Origin of the sequence: Winogradskyella litoriviva, assembly GCF_013249065.1 — a bacterium.
In the GTDB taxonomy this organism is placed as follows: domain Bacteria; phylum Bacteroidota; class Bacteroidia; order Flavobacteriales; family Flavobacteriaceae; genus Winogradskyella; species Winogradskyella litoriviva.
On record NZ_JABRWQ010000008.1, the window covers coordinates 45398 to 64237 of the forward strand.

12 protein-coding genes are annotated in these 18840 nt (G+C 32.1%); 8 read left to right on the forward strand and 4 right to left on the reverse strand.

Annotated features, from left to right (window positions below):
• Window positions 1-39: 39 nt before the first annotated feature.
• The 3 genes from HNV10_RS15925 to HNV10_RS15935 form a co-directional block, all read right to left on the reverse strand.
• Window positions 40-2070, reverse strand: coding sequence for a M3 family metallopeptidase (locus HNV10_RS15925; RefSeq protein WP_173302390.1), 2031 nt, complete (start codon window positions 2068-2070; stop codon window positions 40-42).
• Between the two features lie 164 nt (window positions 2071-2234).
• A complete protein-coding gene (gene purE / locus HNV10_RS15930) occupies window positions 2235-2714 on the reverse strand; it encodes a 5-(carboxyamino)imidazole ribonucleotide mutase (RefSeq protein ID WP_173302391.1) in 480 nt (159 codons plus the stop codon).
• Window positions 2715-2716: 2 nt separating this feature from the next.
• Entirely contained in the window at window positions 2717-3871 is a 1155-nt protein-coding gene (locus tag HNV10_RS15935; RefSeq protein WP_173302392.1) for a 5-(carboxyamino)imidazole ribonucleotide synthase, read from the reverse strand.
• 165 nt (window positions 3872-4036) lie between these two features.
• Here HNV10_RS15935 and HNV10_RS15940 point away from each other — a divergent pair, with 165 nt between their 5' ends.
• The 8 genes from HNV10_RS15940 to HNV10_RS15975 all read left to right on the forward strand — a co-directional run bounded on the left by HNV10_RS15940 (window position 4037) and on the right by HNV10_RS15975 (window position 12626).
• Entirely contained in the window at window positions 4037-5146 is a 1110-nt protein-coding gene (locus HNV10_RS15940) for an adenylate kinase (protein WP_173302393.1), read from the forward strand.
• Window positions 5147-5205: 59 nt separating this feature from the next.
• On the forward strand, window positions 5206-6204 hold the full coding sequence (obgE, locus tag HNV10_RS15945; RefSeq protein ID WP_173302394.1) for a GTPase ObgE: 999 nt from the start codon (window positions 5206-5208) through the stop codon (window positions 6202-6204).
• 15 nt (window positions 6205-6219) lie between these two features.
• Window positions 6220-6936 carry an ion transporter gene (locus tag HNV10_RS15950; RefSeq protein ID WP_173302395.1) on the forward strand — a complete coding sequence of 239 codons (717 nt, stop codon included), beginning with the start codon at window positions 6220-6222 and terminating at the stop codon, window positions 6934-6936.
• Window positions 6937-6978: 42 nt separating this feature from the next.
• Window positions 6979-7494 carry a DUF4136 domain-containing protein gene (locus HNV10_RS15955; RefSeq protein WP_173302396.1) on the forward strand — a complete coding sequence of 172 codons (516 nt, stop codon included), beginning with the start codon at window positions 6979-6981 and terminating at the stop codon, window positions 7492-7494.
• A 203-nt stretch (window positions 7495-7697) separates the two neighbouring features.
• On the forward strand, window positions 7698-9983 hold the full coding sequence (locus tag HNV10_RS15960) for a S9 family peptidase (RefSeq protein ID WP_173302397.1): 2286 nt from the start codon (window positions 7698-7700) through the stop codon (window positions 9981-9983).
• 292 nt (window positions 9984-10275) lie between these two features.
• A complete protein-coding gene (locus tag HNV10_RS15965) occupies window positions 10276-10788 on the forward strand; it encodes a hypothetical protein (protein WP_173302398.1) in 513 nt (170 codons plus the stop codon).
• A gap of 54 nt (window positions 10789-10842) precedes the next feature.
• Complete coding sequence (locus tag HNV10_RS15970; protein WP_241695527.1) at window positions 10843-11901, forward strand: sensor histidine kinase; 1059 nt, start codon at window positions 10843-10845, stop codon at window positions 11899-11901.
• Entirely contained in the window at window positions 11898-12626 is a 729-nt protein-coding gene (locus HNV10_RS15975; protein ID WP_173302399.1) for a LytR/AlgR family response regulator transcription factor, read from the forward strand. The genes HNV10_RS15970 and HNV10_RS15975 overlap by 4 nt, the downstream gene beginning before the upstream one ends.
• Here the strand turns inward: HNV10_RS15975 and HNV10_RS15980 are convergent.
• Window positions 12623-18757, reverse strand: a complete 6135-nt coding sequence (locus tag HNV10_RS15980; protein WP_173302400.1) for an alpha-2-macroglobulin family protein — start codon at window positions 18755-18757, stop codon at window positions 12623-12625. The two genes, HNV10_RS15975 and HNV10_RS15980, sit on opposite strands and share 4 nt — an antisense overlap.
• Between the last annotated feature and the right edge of the window lie 83 nt (window positions 18758-18840).

Sequence of the window (18840 nt, forward strand, 5' to 3'; positions counted from 1 at the left end):
TAAAAAGAGAGCTTGATATCGGCTCTCTTTGATTTTTTTTTATTTCAACAATCCTGCACGTCTTAATAACGCTTCTGGTTTAGGTTCTTGTCCTCTAAACTTCTTGTACAAGGTCATTGGGTTTTCTGTGCCACCTTGTGAGAGTACAAAGGTTTTAAATTTGTTAGCTACGGTTTTATTAAAAATACCTTCTTCTTTAAAATATTCAAAAGCATCAGCATCTAAAACTTCTGCCCATTTGTAACTGTAATATCCAGAAGAATAACCACCTTGAAAAATATGCGAGAAGGATGTACTCATACAATTTTCAGCCACATCTGGATATAAACTCGTATCTCCAAAAGCTTCAACTTCATGAGATTTGACATCTGTTATATCTGAAGGGTCAATGCCATGCCAAGACATGTCTAATAAGCCAAAACTAATTTGACGTAAGGTTTGCATACCTTCATGAAACGTTGATGATGCTGTAATTTTATCGATTAATTCCATCGGAATAACTTCACCTGTTTCATAATGCGTAGCAAATAACTCTAAGGCTTCTTTTTGGTAACACCAATTTTCTAGTATCTGACTTGGTAATTCTACAAAATCCCAAAAAACACTTGTGCCAGAAAGGCTAGGATATGTAGTGTTGGCTAACATGCCATGAAGTCCATGGCCAAACTCATGAAACAAGGTTGTTACTTCATTAAATGTTAGTAAAGAAGGTTTGCTTTTTGTTGGTTTGGTAAAATTACAAACGTTAGAAATGTGTGGTCTTTCGTTTACACCATTTTTAATCATTTGCGGTTTGTAAGAGGTCATCCAAGCACCATTACGTTTGCCTGCTCTAGGAAAAAAGTCAGCATAGAAAATAGACACTAATTCGTCTTCTGCATCTGTAACTTTATAGGTTAAAACATCTTCGTGATATTTATCTATGGTATCAATTTCTTCAAACTGTAACCCGAATAATTTGTTAGCAACTGTAAAAGCACCATTGATTACGTTCTCTAATTTGAAATAAGGCTTCAGCTGCTCATCATCTAAGTCGAATAATTTTTGTTTCAACTTTTCAGAATAATAACCAGAATCCCATTTTTGTAATTGGTCTATACCATCTAAATCTTTAGCAAAATCTTCAAGTTTTTTAAATTCTTCCTTTGCAGCTGGCTTTGCTTTATCTAGTAATTCATTTAAAAAAGAGGTTACTTTTTCTGGCGTTTGCGCCATGCGTTCTTCTAAAACAAAATGTGCGTGAGACTTATAACCTAATAATTGAGCACGCTCAAAACGAAGCTTTGCAATTTTAAGAACAATATCTTGATTGTCTAATTCATCATTCTGAAATCCTTTTCTACCAAAAGCTTTAGATAGTTCTTCACGTAATGCTCTATTGTCTGCATAAGTCATAAACGGAATATAACTTGGGTAATCTAACGTAATTAACCAACCGTCTTTGTCTTTGCTTTCTGCTAATTGTTTAGCAGCTTCTTTTGCGCCATCTGGTAAACCAGCCAAATCATCTTCGTTAGTAAGATGCATTTCAAACTTATTAGTTTCAGCTAAAATATGCTCTCCAAATTTTAATTTTAATTGACTTAATTCTTTGTCAATTGCTCTTAGTTTTTCCTTTTTGTCTTCAGGTAAATTAGCACCATTTCTAGAGAACCCTTTATATTTTTTATCCAGAAGTGTTTCTTGCTCTGTTGTTAACTCTAAAGTAGATTTAGAATCGTAAACCGCTTTTACACGCTTAAATAAATCTTCGTTTAAAGTAATATCATTACTAAATTCTGAAAGTAAAGGTGAAACTTCTTGGGCTATTTTCTGAATCTCGTCGTTAGTTTCAGCAGAATTTAAGTTAAAGAAAATACTAGATAAACGATCCAATTCTTCACCAGAATAATCTAAGGCTTCAATGGTGTTTTTAAAAGTTGGCGTATCACTGTTATTGGTGATAGCATCTATCTCTGCTTTAGCATTTTTAATACCTTCTTTAAAAGCAGGTAGATAATCTTCTGTTTTAATTTTAGAAAATGGAGCGGTATTATATGGTGTATTGAATGGTTTATTAAGAATTGTCATGGTATTGTTTTTCTATTTAAATAATTGACAGTCTGATTTTTAACTAAACGTTAAGACATAAAATACTGTCGTTAGCTTTATCTTTGCAAAATCTTTAGAACGATAATTATTTTTCTAAGATTTGATTAATAGCTAAAAAGCCTTAACGAAAGTTGAGGCTTTTTTTACAAGTCCTTTGCAGAATCATAAACCTTTGCTTTTAAGCCTTCTTTATATTCTATTATTTTATTCAGTACGGTTTTATCAGAACTACCTATAATTTGTGCAGCTAAAATCCCTGCATTTTTTGCGCCATTTAAGGCAACAGTGGCAACAGGTACACCTCCTGGCATTTGTAAAATTGAGAGTACAGAATCCCAACCGTCTATAGAATTGCTACTCTTTACAGGCACTCCAATAATTGGTAAAGGCGATAAAGATGCTACCATACCTGGTAAATGTGCTGCACCACCTGCACCAGCAATTATAACTTGGATGCCTCTAGTGTGTGCGTTTTTACTATAATCGAATAATTTTTCGGGTGTTCTGTGTGCCGAAACAATATCGACTTCAATATCAATATTAAATTCTTTTAAAATATCTATTGCGTCTTGCATTACAGGCAAATCGCTTTTACTTCCCATTATAATTCCAACTTTACTCATAGTTATTCACTAATTACTTCGATTGTTTGTTTTACCTTTTCTGCAATGGCTCTTGCAACTGAAATGTCTTTATTTACTATAGTTACATGTCCCATTTTGCGGAATGGTCTTGTTTGTTTTTTGCCGTAAATATGTGGTGTAACACCATCTAAGGCTAAGATGTTTTCAATGTTTTTATATACTACATTTCCGGTGTGGCCTTCTGCACCAACAAGGTTAACCATAACGCCAGCCACTTTACTTTCTGTGTTACCAAGAGGCAAACCAAAGATGCATCGAATTTGTTGTTCAAACTGCGATGTGTAACTGCCTTCTATACTATAATGACCAGAATTATGAGGTCTTGGAGCTACTTCATTAACAAGAATTTCATCGTCTTTAGTCTGAAACATTTCTACAGCCAATAAACCAACATGTTTAAATGCTTCTGCAGTTTTAAGAGCAACCGCTTCTGCTTTTTTTGCAATAGCATCGGGTATTCTTGCCGGACAAATAACATACTCAACCTGGTTTGCTTCAGGGTGAAATTCCATTTCAACTACAGGGTACGTTGTTAAGTTTCCTTTTTCATTACGCGCTACAATAACAGCTAATTCGTTTTTAAATGGAATCAATTTTTCTGCAATACATTCTACATTTGGTAAATGAACCAAATCTCTTTCACTTCTTACTACTTGTACACCTGTGCCATCATAGCCAAATCGTGCACTTTTCCATACAAAGGGATAACTTAATCCTCCGTTATGTACAGCTTCATCTATTTCTGAAGTGTAAGCAAATCTAGAAAAATCTGCTGTCGGAATATGGTGATCGTGATAAAACAATTTTTGAGTTGCTTTATTTTGAATAATTCTTAAGGTTTTTGAAGAAGGATATACTTTTACACCTTCTTTTTCAAGTGTTTCTAAAGCATCAACATTAACATTTTCAATTTCAAAAGTTAAGACATCAACTTTTTTTCCAAAATTAACAACAGTATCATAATCTAATAAATCACCAACGCTAAATTCGTCACAAGCCAATCTAGATGGCGCTTCAGCACTTGGGTCTAACACACAAGTATAGATATCAAATTTACGAGTGTCGTACAACATCATTTTACCAAGTTGTCCACCTCCGAGAATTCCAAGTTTAAAATTTGAAGAAAAATAATTCATTAGTTTATGTTGTTTCCATTAAAATGGAAGGTTATTAGGGTTAAAATTTTGTATTTTCAAAGGCAAAAATACGCTAAAATTGAGACATAGTTCTAAATTCCTAAATCAAAAATCCTTTAAACAGCAATCAAATATGTATCTTTGCGATTCTAAAATAATTACGTTTTGATAAAGCTTCACGACTTATACTTCAAACCTTTTATATCTGAACAAGAAATAAACGCTGCTGTTCAAAAAATGGTAGATGGAATTGCCACAGATTTAGGTGATGAAGTACCTGTATTTATAGGGATTTTAAACGGCTCATTTATGTTGGTGAGCGATTTTGTAAAGAAATATCCAAAGCCTTGCGAGGTCACTTTTATTAAATTAGCATCTTATGAAGGTGTTAAATCCACAGAAGATATTCAACGTTTAATAGGGTTAACGCAAGACTTAACTGGTAGAACTGTAGTTATTTTAGAGGATATTATAGATTCGGGTAATACATTAGAAGAGGTACATCGTATTTTTAAAAATGAAAATGTTAAGCAACTAATAATTGCAACCTTGTTTTATAAACCTGAAGCTTATGACAAAGATTTTAAACTTCATTATGTAGGTATGGAAATTCCTAATAAATTTATCGTAGGCTATGGCTTAGATTATGATGGGTTAGGAAGAGACTTACCAGACGTATATCAATTAAAAACAACACAACACATGACAAACATAGTGCTATTTGGCCCTCCAGGCGCAGGTAAAGGAACACAGGCTAATTTCTTAAAAGAGAAATACGATTTAATTCATATATCAACAGGTGATGTTTTTAGGTATAATATAAAAAACGAAACAGCCTTGGGTATGTTAGCTAAGTCTTATATGGATAAAGGAGAATTAGTACCTGATCAAGTTACCATTGATATGTTAAATAAAGAAGTTGAGAAAAATGCCGATGCCAACGGTTTTATTTTTGATGGTTTTCCAAGAACAAATGCACAAGCTAAAGCATTAGATGAATTAATGGATAGTAAAGACTCTCAAATTGATGCCATGGTTGCTTTAGAGGTTGATGATGAGGTATTGGTTGGTCGTTTATTAGAACGAGGAAAAACTAGTGGTAGAGCTGATGATGCTGACGAAAGTATTATTAGAAACCGAATTAAAGAATATTATAATAAAACTGCTATTTTAAAAGATTACTACGCTGATCAAAATAAATATTTTGGTGTTGACGGTGTTGGCAGTATTGAAGAGATTACAGTGCGTTTAAGTACTGTTATTGATAAACTGTAAAATCGTTTAAAGGGTTTATCTCAAAAACAATTAAATAATTAAACTTTTAAACCCATCAAATGACTGAAGGAAATTTTGTTGATTACGTAAAAATGCACGTTACTTCTGGTAATGGAGGTAAAGGGTCTTCGCATTTACATCGCGAGAAATATATTGCAAAAGGTGGACCAGATGGAGGAGATGGTGGACGAGGAGGTCATGTAATTTTACGTGGCAACTCTAATCTATGGACATTAATTCACTTAAAATTTAAACGACATATTAGAGCAGGCCATGGTGCACATGGAAGTTCTGGTAGAAGTACAGGTGCTGATGGTGAAGATATGTACGTTGATGTACCTTTAGGAACCGTTGTACGCGATTCTGAAACCGATAAAATCTTATTTGAAATCACCGAAGATGGTGAGGAAAGAATTGTTGTAGAAGGCGGAATGGGTGGACGAGGTAACTGGCATTTTAAAAGCTCAGTTAACCAAACACCTCGTTATGCACAACCTGGAATTCCATTAGAGGAAAAAGATATCACCTTAGAACTAAAAGTTTTAGCAGATGTTGGTTTAGTAGGATTCCCTAATGCAGGGAAATCAACACTATTATCTGTTTTAACGTCCGCAAAACCAAAAATTGCAGATTATGAATTTACGACCTTAAAACCCAATTTGGGTATTGTGGAGTATCGCGATTTTCAGTCGTTTGTAATGGCAGATATTCCTGGTATTATTGAAGGTGCAGCAGAAGGTAAAGGTTTAGGGTATTACTTTTTAAGACACATAGAACGTAATTCTATTCTCTTGTTTTTAATACCTGCAGATGCAAAAGATATTGTTGAGCAATATGAGATTTTGGTTGACGAATTAAGGCGTTACAACCCTGAAATGTTAGATAAGGAACGTTTTGTTGTAGTTTCAAAATCCGATATGTTAGATGATGAATTAAAATCTGAAATATCTAAAGTTTTAGATAAAGATTTAGAAGCTGATTATATGTTTATTTCATCTGTAGCGCAACAAGGGTTAACTGAATTGAAGGATAAATTATGGAAGATGTTAAATGATTAATAGCTAATCTTTAATATGAAAGCTTACCTAAAAAATCTTGTAGAATTAAATGATAATAAACGAAGTAGGCGTTTTGCTTATTTTATACAATTCTTAATTATACTTTCTGTAATTACGTTTTCTATAGAAACCTTACCAGATTTAAAACCGCAAACAAGAGTAGTTTTAAATGCAATTGAGGCATTTTGTGTTGTTATTTTTACTTTTGAATATTTGGCACGTATTTATGTTGCGGATAAAAAGCTAAAATTTATTTTTAGTTTTTTTGGTTTAGTAGACTTTCTTGCAATTTTACCTTTTTATCTTTCTTTTGGTATAGACTTAAGGTCCTTGCGATTATTGCGAATGTTTCGGTTATTTAGGTTGTTTAAACTGGTTCGCTATAATAAGGCGATGCATCATTTTGCAAATGCAATGGTATTAGCAAAAGAGCAAATTATCTTGTTTATGATAATTACTATTATGCTTATATATTTTGCTGCAGTTGGAATTTATTATTTTGAGAACGAAGCACAACCAGAACATTTTTCTTCTATATTTTCTAGCCTTTGGTGGTCTATTGTTACTTTAACAACAGTTGGTTATGGTGATGTGTACCCAATTACTGTTGGTGGTAGAATCTTTACTTTTTTTATGTTACTAATTGGTTTAGGTGTTGTGGCAATTCCTACAGGTATTATTTCATCTTCTTTAACAAAAGCAGTGGAGCCTAATGAAGAAGAGTTAAAATAGTCTTCTAGCTTTTAAATATTTAATATCTTTAAAAGAAAAAAGATGAAGAATTTAAAAGTGTTATTCTTAGCCTTTCTTGTAGCGTCTTGCGGAACTATAGTAACCTACGACTATGAGAAGTCTACTGATTTTAGTAGCTACAAAAGCTATAATTACTTTGATGATATGGAAACTGGTTTAAGCGAATTAGACACTAAGCGCTTAAAAAGAGCGATAGATGCTAAACTTAAAACAATAGGTTTATCGCGCTCTGATACTCCTGACTTTTATATCGATATTCAAAGTCAACAAGTTACTAACCGAAGTAATAGTTCTGTTGGTGTTGGCGTTGGAGGTGGAGGAGGACGCGGTTTTGGAGGCGTTTCGGTAGGTATTCCTGTAGGTCAGAATCAGCAGACTAGAGAAATTATTATCGATTTTGTAGATGAAACTAAAACAGGGTTATTTTGGCAAGCTGTAAGCGAAAGCAATTATAATGCTAACGCTTCTCCAGAAAAACGTGAAGCTATATTTGCTAAATTAGTAGAGAAGGTTTTTGCTGAATATCCACCAGAATAAGATTAATTATTAGTCATATTTTTCTTAAAATTTAGGGAATAGGTTAAACTTCCGTTTAGCATATTCAAATTACCATTCGTCATATTTTCAATGGATTGAGATTATTTCAAATTTATATTTACAGAAATAAGTGTAACATTTTTATAGAATCGCTTACTGATGAAGTAACATTCTAAACTGTAAATCAAATTAAATTAATCATCATGAAAAAAACAAAATCAAATTCAAGTTTAGTACTAAGCATTATAGCATTAGTATTTTCAATTAGCACATTTGCTCAAGATATATCAGGATCTTGGAAAGGAAGTTTAAATGTTCAAGGTCAAGAAATTCCTTTAATATTCGATGTAAAAAATGATAATGGTGAATTGTCTTCTACTATGGACAGTCCAAGCCAAGGAGCTACGGGAATTCCAATGGATAAAACAGTGTTTGAAGACAACCAATTAACAATTGCTTTTACTCAAGGAGGAATTAAATATGTTGGTGAGTTAGAAAATGAAACTATAAACGGTACTTTTTTTCAAGGCGGTATGGAATTGCCATTAAATTTATCTAAAACTGTAAAAACAAAACCAGGCGATGTGTCTTTACCGTCATCTAAAGAAGCCCTAGATAAGTTAGCGGCTTTCGATAACGGGACTTACAAATATTCTGCAGAAGATTATTTTGCCGATCCTACAAAAAGTTCATTTCAATTTTCACCAAAAGGGAATTATTTTTCATTTAGAGAAAAGGACGAAAACGGCAAAAATCATGTTTATGTTAAAGATACTAAAACTGAAAAAGTAACTTTAGCTATTAAAGAAGGAGAAGAGCTTATTAGAGGTTATGGTTGGGCTAATGACAACAGATTAGTTTACATAAAAGATAATGGAGGTAATGAAAACTATCAGCTTTTTGCTGCTAACTTAGATGGAAGTAACCCAAAAGCTTTAACACCTTTTGAAGATGTAAAAGTTAACTTTTCTAATCTTTTAAATGATCAACCAGATCATGTTATTATAATGATGAATAAGGACAACAAGCAAATATTTGAGCCTTATAAATTAAATATAGTTACAGGCGAAATGGAAAAATTGTTTGAGAACAAAGATGCGTCATCACCAATTGCTGGTTACGAATTTGATAAGGATGGAGAATTAAGAGGTTACACAAAACAGCAAAATGGCGTAGAATATGTTTTATATTACAGAACAGGTGTAGATCAACCGTTTAATGAAATTGTAACAACCAATTGGCAAGACTCTTTTTCTATAGTAGCATTTAATTACAATACACCATATAAGCATGATGCTTATGTATTAACAAATTTAGAAAGTAATACAAGCGAGCTCGTACTTTACGATTTAGCTAAAAAAGAAATTATAGAAAAGGTTTATAGCAACGATACATTTGATGTTGGCGGATTAAGCCGATCTAAAAAGAGAGATTACGAAGTGGATTATTATTACTATACAGGTGAGAAAACACATGTAATACCAGTGAGTAAATATTTTAAAAAATTAGATAAAAAGTTTAAAAAAGAATTTGGAGACAAAGTATATTCTATTGTAGACAAAACAGAAGATGAAGATAAATACTTAATCATCTTACAAACAGATAAGCTTTACGGAACGTACTATACATACGATGTTAAGAAAGATGAATTTACTAAAATATTAGATTTAATGCCTCAGTTGCATGAAGAAGATATGGCAGAAATGAGACCTATTGATTTCACAACCAGAGATGGATTAAAAGTTTACGGTTACATCACAATACCAAATAATATTAAAAAAGGTGAACGTGTACCTTTAATTGTAAATCCGCATGGTGGACCGTATGGTGTAAGAGATTATTGGGGTTTTAATCCAGAAACACAATTATTTGCAAGTAGAGGTTATGCAACATTACAAGTGAATTACAGAGGTTCTGGTGGTTATGGAAAAGATTTCTTCTTAGCAGGAAACAAGCAAATAGGTAGAAAGATGCTTAATGATTTAGAAGATGCTGTTGCTTATGCTAAAACTTTAGATTTTATTGATAATGAAAAAGTAGCCATCTATGGTGCAAGTTATGGAGGTTTAGCGACTTTAGGAAGTCTTGTTAAAACACCAGATTTATATACTTGTGGTATTGATTACGTAGGTGTTAGTAACCTGTTTACATTCTTTGAGTCTTTCCCAGAATACTGGAAACCTTACATGGCGCAGTTTAATGAGCAATGGTATAATTCTGAAGATGAAGCTGACCAAAAAATTATGAAAGAGGTGTCACCAGCATTACATGTAGATAAAATAACAAAACCTCTTTTTGTAATTCAAGGAGCCAATGATCCTAGAGTAAATATAGATGAGTCTGATCAAGTTGTAAAAAGTATGAGAGCAAGAGGAATCGATGTCCCTTATATGGTAAAATACGATGAAGGACACGGTTTTTCTCATGAGGAAAATAGAGTAGAATTATACAAGGCTATGTTAGGTTTCTTTGCACAACATTTAAAGTGAAAACGTTAACCAATCAATCAATCTAGTTTGTTAAAAGCCTTTTAAGAGTTAATCTTAAGAGGCTTTTTTATTAGTATTAAACTAATGGTTTCCGCTCACCATATTCTATTTACCACTCGTCATATTTTCAATTTTAAAACTGGTTTGCTGTTATATATTTATACTATCAATTAAAAACGAATAGTATTCATCAATCAAAAAACAACAGTATTATGTTCAATTTAGTAAAAACCATCGTCGAGTTTATAATTGTAATCGTATTCAATTAAGTCAATCAAAAAAATCATCAATCATGAAAAATTTAAATTCACAAAAACAAGACACATTCCAGGCCCAATTAGCAAAGTTTAAAAAATTACTAGTTGGTGCTGAGATGGCAAAGCTATCTTCAATTATTTTAATTGTAGTATCACTGGTACTTGCATATAAATCAAGAGAGAATAGTTTTAATGTTATGCTATTATTAATAGGTGTTTTAAGCTTAGTATTTTTTATCGATAAATTTTTATCCATAAAAGATATAAAACAAAAATCTTATACACAGACATCGTTGGTTTCTAGTATTTCAAAATTAAAAAGTTATATGGCTAAACGAAAAAAATACGAAATGTACTTTATGGCGTTTTGGATATTAACACTAATACCATCTGCAACAACATATTTTGAGTCTAATATTATAGGTGCTATAGGTGTTGTGCTTTATATTGCTATTGTTGCATTTATGGGTAATTTAGCTTATAAAAAAACAGATAAAGAAATTGCATTATTAGAAAACACTATGGAAAATGAATTACAATTGCAATAAACTTCAATTATCTAATATCTTGCAGTGAAATTAAATTAATTAAATTTATTAAAATTGAAATTACTAACTAATTATAAATATTGGATTCTAAATCTTATCGGTTGGGTTTTGTTTGCATTATTAATGCTCACAATAGATAAGATTTCTTATTCAAAAGATATTCCTGCCAATTTTGTTAATTATCTTCTTATTGAAGGTGTTTTGTGTGGGTTTTTGGGCTTTGTTCTCTCATTTATAATATTGTTTTATATCGAAAAATATTTTGATATAGGAAATTACACTAAAACCGATGTATATAAATTAATTGGTGTTGTCCTTTTTACGCAAGTTATTTATCATGTTTTGCTTTGGCCAATGTTAAATATTCCTATTAATTATTTTATGGGAAGACCAATTGAATTGACCTTGGTTCAGAAATTGACAAATGTGCCGCATTTTCTTGCTTATTTTGTAGTCTGGTTATTTGTAGTTTTAACGTTAAAACTAGTGTATTATATTAATACCATTAAGTTAAGGCAGTTGCAATTAGAAACTAATTTAAAAGAGTCACAGCTAAATACTTTAAAAGGGCAAATTAACCCTCATTTTATGTTTAATAGTTTAAATAATATCAGAGGATTAATGCTTGAGGATGTTGATAAAGCTAGAGGAATGTTAACCAATCTGTCTGAAACTCTAAGGTATTCCCTAACAAAGAGTGAAGTAAATTCCATTGCCTTAGAAGATGAATTGGAGATGGTAGAAAATTATGTAGAAATTTCTAAAATTCAATTTGAAAATAGATTAAAATTTGAAAGCAATATTGAAAGTGATACTTTGAATATACAAATTCCTCCAATGATTATTCAAATGTTGGTAGAAAATGCGCTTAAGCATGGAATCTCTAATTTAAAAAGCGGTGGAATAGTGAAACTATCAACGATTATTGAAAATAATCAATTACAGATAAAAGTTGCTAACTCCGGAACACTTCAAAAAAGTAATAATTCAACGCATTTAGGATTACAAAACATTAAAAAACGTCTTGAATTATTATACGGAAAAGATGCAAGTTTTACATTAAATGAGATAGAAAAAGAAGTAATTGCTACTATTAAAATGCCTTTAGTATGACGACATTAAAAGCTGTAATTGTTGAAGATTCTCGTTTAGCTCGTAATGAGTTAAAAGAGCTTTTTAAAGCACATAAAGAAATAGAATTAATTGGTGAAGCAGAAAATGTAGATGATGGTTTTGCACTGATTAATAAAACTAATCCAGATTTATTGTTTTTAGATATCAATATGCCAGAAAAAGATGGTTTTGAACTTTTAGAAATGTTAGATGAAGTGCCAATTACCATATTTACAACAGCTTTTGACGAGTACGCTATCAAATCTTTTGAGTATAATGCGTTCGATTATTTGTTAAAACCTATAAGCCAAAAACGATTTACAAGTTCTATAACTAAGGTATTAGAGAAAGAGAATACAGAAACGGATGCAAATAAAAAGAATGGTGGTTTAAGTTTAGATAAGCAAATATTTATAAAAGATGGTAACAACTGTTGGTTGGTAAAAATTAAAGACATATCACTTTTTGAAATCGTTGGGAATTACACCAGAGTCTTTTTTGATAATAATAAACCATTAATATATAAGTCGCTTGCTCAAATAGAAGAGAAGCTACCTCAAGATGTGTTTTTTAGAGCCAACCGTCAACAAATTATTAATATTAACCATGTTAATAAAGTAGTATCTTGGTTTAATGGCAAACTTAAAATTGAAATGAATTCTGGAGAAGAAATAGAAATCTCCAGAAGACAATCTTATATTTTTAAAGATCAGTTGAGTTTTTAGTTAACATTAACACGAACACCTTCACTATGACTACTAAACTCTGGTGCATACATACTTTGTATGGTGCTTATACCATTACTCATATCACCTGCGTTGTTTACTCTTAGGTCATATTCAAATACGTAAATTCCTTTTGGCAAATAGTCCATAAAGAAATTTGTAGCAGCATCTTTTGTGCTTTCGTAATAGCCTAAACCATCTTGCCATTTGTATTGCGATAACACATTTACAGGTTCAAATCCAGCAGCTCTCATGTCTTTTAAATGCACAAATTCCATGGTTCTATCGGTTCTCAGTTCAATTCTAACTCTGACTAAATCACCGACTTTTAATTTTGAATCTTTTGTAATTTCGGTAATCTCTTCACCTTTGTCTGTATTAGATTTTAAGAAGAGTTTCTTACTTAGTTTTAAAGGTGTTTCTGCTGAGGTTATTTTATCTAAGTCTTCAAAATATTGCCAATACAAAGCGCCCCAAGCAATGCCTTCTCCTTTTTTAGTAATAGTAACTTCTGCTTGTTCGGGTTTAATTTCAGAACCATTCCAAGAGGTTTTATAATAACCTGTTCCGGCTTCAACGGTTACATTATCTAAGGTTGATGGAGATATAGTTTCATTGCCAACTTTTACAGCCACTTGGTCTGTAATACTTAGCCAATCACTACCTTGTAATAGTAAGGCATATACGGCTTCAGTTGTGGCTTTAGTAGTTTTCCAACGGTTGGTTTGTTTATTCTTTAGTAACCAAATTTTTAAATTATCAATGTCGTTGACGTTCTTCGTTTCGCTCTGAATGATAGTACCAACTTCAGAAAATACTTCAACCATTAACGCTTGTGTTTCAATAGGCGCTTGGTACCAATTCCAAGAATTAGTGTTGGCTTTCCAATACATACCTAATTCGTCTGAAGTTATACTATTCTCTTTTAACGATTTAACGATTTTACCAGCTGTTGCTGTATCGTTTATTCGGTTCATCGCTAAAGCCATTAAACCTTTGGCATATAACGAACGCTTTAACCAATAGGTTTGAATCTGAGACTGGTAATAATCTAAGATATTTTGAACTTCTTTAGATGTTTTAATTTCAGGATAAAAGCTTCGTGTGTATAAATAATGTAATTGCATTGACGACAAATGGTCTTTGCTTAAATCTGCATCTTTATCGTATTTTCTTATGTCTTTATATTCTTGAACAAATGCTGCATCTAAATAATTTAAAGCATTTTGAATCATTTGAGATGTCTCGTTGTTGTCCTTTGTTGTAATAACATTTAGTGTCTTAAGATGGCCAAAACCAGCAATAATATGTTGCGTAATAAAACGATTATCGCGTCCACCATTAAACCAAGGCCAAGCACCAGAATTGTGTTGGTTGTTCTTTAATTTTCTCATGGCAGACTGTAACTCATTATTCATTTTATTTAAGTCGAATAATAAAGCAATACGATTTTTCTGTTCTGCTTCAGATTGCGCATCGCGTAACCAAGGCGTTTCTTGTATTAATAAAGATTTTAATTCTTGATTCTTTTCTAAGTTAGATAATAGAGCGTCTGTAGATTTCCATTGGTTAAAAACCGCTTCAATTTTTGGGTTAGATTGTACAATATGTTGCGCTAAAGCATTGGCATAATAACGTGAAAATGTTTGCTCATTACAATCGTATGGATATTCCATTAAATAAGGCAACGCTTGTACAGCGTACCAAGCCGGATTAGACGTCATCTCTAACGTTAATTTATGGTTGGTTAATGTTGTAGAAGAATTAGTCTTAAGCTTGTCTAAAGTAAACGTCTTTGTTTGGTTAGAACGAATCCACATTGGCATAGTTTCCGTCACTAATATTCTGTTGCTTAAAACAGGTAAAGCATTTTGCTCTCCATCACTAAAATCGCCTGCTTTTGCAATGACTTTATATTGTACTGCTTGAAGGTTTTCTGGAATATTCAACTCCCAAGAAACTTGTGTGTTCCCTTTGGCATTTACAACAAAAGAAAAAGCCCCTTCTAGCTTGCCTAAAGAGGAAGAATTGAGCAGGTTTGTAGTAATATTTTCTCCTGTAACGGCATCTGTTAATACTAATTGTGCAATACCAGACAATTTGTTTTCAGTAAGATTTGCAATTTTTGTACTTATTGTAATTTTATCGCCTTCTCTTAAAAAACGAGGTGCATTTGGTATAACCATCAACTCTTTTTGTGTAACAGTCTCTAATCGTTTTATTGAACTTTCTAAAGTTTTGGTATGTGCTAATAACTGTAATTTCCATTTGGTTAATGCTTCTGGAGCTTTAAAGTTAAAACTAACATTACCTTCTGTGTCGGTTTGTAATTGTGGGAAAAAGAAAGCGGTTTCGTTGAGGTTTTTTCTGATTTGGATATTGTCTGAACTTATGGAATTAGTTTCAAGAGAATCTCTTTTCTCAGATAAAAAAAATTCTTCAGTTTCCATTTTGGAAGCTGTACCTGTATAGGCTCCTTTTGTAGTAGTTTCGTATCCAGCAACTGCTCCACTTAGGCTGTCACTCACTTCTTCAATACTAATTTTATCTTCAACCATCATAGCTGCTTCAGGAGCAGCCATACGTTTCATGTTGCCATAATCTCGTCTCAAATAACGATTATTACCAAAATAAAAACCAAACCAATTTAATTGGTCGTAACCTTGGTATGGATAACTCTTGGTGGTATCAAAACTATTATAAACCCTAAAATAGGTTTTGCCAAAACTCTGTTGCGCGTTTTTATAAATTCTACCATAATAAACAGGGTTGCTAATTGGGTTGAAACTCCAGCTATGACCTTTAAATTCATCTAAAGACGCATCGTACATACTTGCTAATAATTCCGCAGCTACTTTTTCGCCTTTTGGTCCTTTAATTTTAAAACTCCAGGTTTCGTCTTGTCCTGGTTGTAGTTTATCTCTAAATGTAGTGGTTTCAATTTCTAAATCAGTCTCAGGATAAGGTACGCTAACGTTAAAACTTTGAGTTTTAAACTCATTAAATGCTGAAAAAAATGTGTGTATCGCAAAACCACCTAAGTCACTATCTAATACCGGAACGCTAATTGTTTTTTTAGAATTATTAAGTTCTACTAATTGAGTCATTATAATTTTATTGTCCTTCTCAATTTCTACAGTAACGGTTATGCCTTTGGCAGCAGAACCTAAAGTTAATTTTGCAATAGAATTTGTAGTGTAACGGTCTTTGTCTAGTTGTGCAGTATATAGTTGGTTGTCTGCGACGGTTTTATCCTTTTCACTGAACAAGCTTGTAAATACTTGGTCTTTTACGTTTTGCCCAAATTTGTCTTTACTTTCTGCCACAATAATGTATTGGCCAGACGTCCATTTGTTTAACTTTTTTAGGGTTATTGTTTTGTTCTTTTCAGTATCAAAAGATGTGCTAAAAACTTCTTTGCCTTTTTTCCAATTTGCTAATTGATTTTCATCACCGTAAGCTTCATGCGGAAACAAGTTTTTAAATTCTGATTCGGGAATGGTTTGGTAATCTGGTGCTGCCCATGGTCTGGTTTTTAAAACACGGTCTGGAGCATTAAGTTTATATATTTTTAATTCACCTTTTGCAGGTGCAAAACCACCATTTAAATTTTGAGAATAAATACCGAGTTCAATTTCTTTATCGCTTTTATCAATTTTTTGAGGTACAGAAATATTTAATGTCATGGCATGATAACCTACATTAATGATGGTAGAAGTAGAGCGTGTTTCGCCATTAATATCTGTTATGTCTGCAGTAACTTCATAATTAAATACTGGAAGGTTTTCTTGCGGAACACTTTCATCTGGCAAAGCTTTAAACGTAATTTCAAATTCGCCTTTGGCATTGGTTTTAGTTTCACCAAAAGTGATTTCTTGAGCATTTGTGTTATAAGAAGGTCGTCTCCAATAATACCAATTAGGGAAACGAACATTTCGTTTTACCGTATACACAACTTTTGCATCTGTAATAGTACTACCTGCAAATGCAACAGCAGTGCCATTAACCGTAATGCTATCGTTTACTTTAAATGTTTCGGTAATAGGTTGAAATTCTGGTTTAAATTTTGGACGTTTGTATTCTTCAACTGATATGTAGGCGTAAGCCGATTTGTTAGAAAACATATCAATGGTAAAGTTACCAGTTAAGCCATCGTTTGGTAAAATAAATTCACCTTGTACAGAACCGTATTCATTAGTTTTTAGTAGCAATTCACTAACCACTTCGCCATTTACATTTTTTAATCTAATTTTTGCGGCTTCATCTGCTGAGACTTCTGTTTTTCCGTTAGTAGATTTAGTTGCTATACCTTTAAAATAAACAGTTTGTCCTGGTCTGTAAATACTACGATCTGTAAATAAAAAATTTCGGTATTGTGTGTGGTTGCCATTATCATTGTTATATTTTCTATTAATGTAATAGTCACCAAAATAGCCGGTATCATCTTTGGATTTTACTTTTACTTCGACGTCTCTGTAATAATTATCGTCTTTTTTAAACTTAAATTTACCATAGCGGTCGGTATTAAAAGATTTGGTTTTTCTGTTGTTATTACTGTTAATAATATAACTAACCTCTACTTTAGCATCCACTTTGGGTTGTCCATTATGTCTATCTATTATTTGATATATATGGTCTTCGTTTTCATAACTTTCTACTAAAACTAAATCTGTAACTTGTATGTGTGCTGCAGCAAAAACCTTTTCACTTTTATTGGTTTCTGCTTTTATAACGTATAAGCCATTTGCTAAATTTGGAAAAACAACTTCTGTACTATGCAGTTGAAAATCGCTTTCGGTTTTTAACGGGCGAGAAAAGGTTTCAACTGCCGTTAGTTTTTTGAAAAAAGCATCCTTTTCATCAGCTCTGTAGATGCTTTCAAAACGTTGTAATTGTTTTTTTGAAACTTTATAAATTTTGAAATTTAATGCTTCAATGTTTTTATAATTTACTAAGATTTTTGATGGTAAATTAATGCCAATAAATTCTTCTGCTTGAAACTGTAAATACGGTTGTTCTATCTCTTCAATTAATACAGCACATTTTTGTGCGCCAATACTTTCTGGGTATTTAGATATGGCAGAATTACAAATGGAAATAGCTTCTTTTAATTTCCATTGTTTTATAGTGTTCTCACTTTCGTCTTTGAGGCTATGATTAAACTGTTGTCCTTCATTTTTATAGACAGTTGCAATTTCATAATCATATAAAGTCGATAAATCGGAGTCTTTTAATGCAATAGATTTTGACTTTAAAGTTTCTACAAGTAAATCGTTTGCATTAGCAAATGTAGCGTGCTTTTTAACAAAGTTTAGACGTTCAATATCTACATCAACAAAAGCCTTTGTTGCTTTGCTGTGGCGATGGAATTTTATTAAATTCTTATAAATTTTTAGGGCATAACGTTCTAGTGATAACGTATCGTTAGAGGATAGTTCTGCATTAATAAAAATGGCACTATCTGCAATAAAATCTTCATTATCTATGCTGAATTTATCTGCAGGTTGTGTGATGCTACTTTCTGGTGTTTTATAGAAGCTTAAGGCATTATAACTTAACAAATCAAATAAAGTAGGACGATAGTCTTTAGAGTTTTCAGCTTCGTTTAGCAACATGCTATAGTTAGCGAGAGCTTCTTGTTGCAATAAAATTCCGTTTTCTAGTGAACGTTGGTAGTAGGTATGGATTTCGTTAAAAATAGTTTCTAAATCCCATGTTCTAAAATCATCACTAACCTTCTCTGTGGTTTTAGTTCTATTGTAGAATTTATAACGATTTTGCTGAAAATATTGCCAATACATTGTGGCTAATACATTTTCTAAAAGGTGTTTAGTGACTAGGTTTTTAGTGGCTTTAATTTCAGATTTAAAACGATTTACAATAGTGAGTTGCGCATCTTCTTCTAGAATTAATTGGTATTTGCTTATGTGTAATAGAGCTTTAATCTTTTGCTGACTGTTTCCTGCTTTAGTGGCTTTTTTGTAAATGTCTTCAGCTACTTCTGAAGCACTTTTTGTTAGTCCTTCGTTTTCTAGTTTGCTAACTTCATTCCATTGATTTTCAAAATCATTTTGAGCAGTAGAGAATGAAGCAAAACAGACGAGCATAAATAGAGAGATATAGAGTTTCATGAAATTTTATATTTTTACCAAAATACCTTCAAAAGGCATTCCAAAAACAGCCAAAATGAGTGTAAGGTTTATTTTGGTGAGTG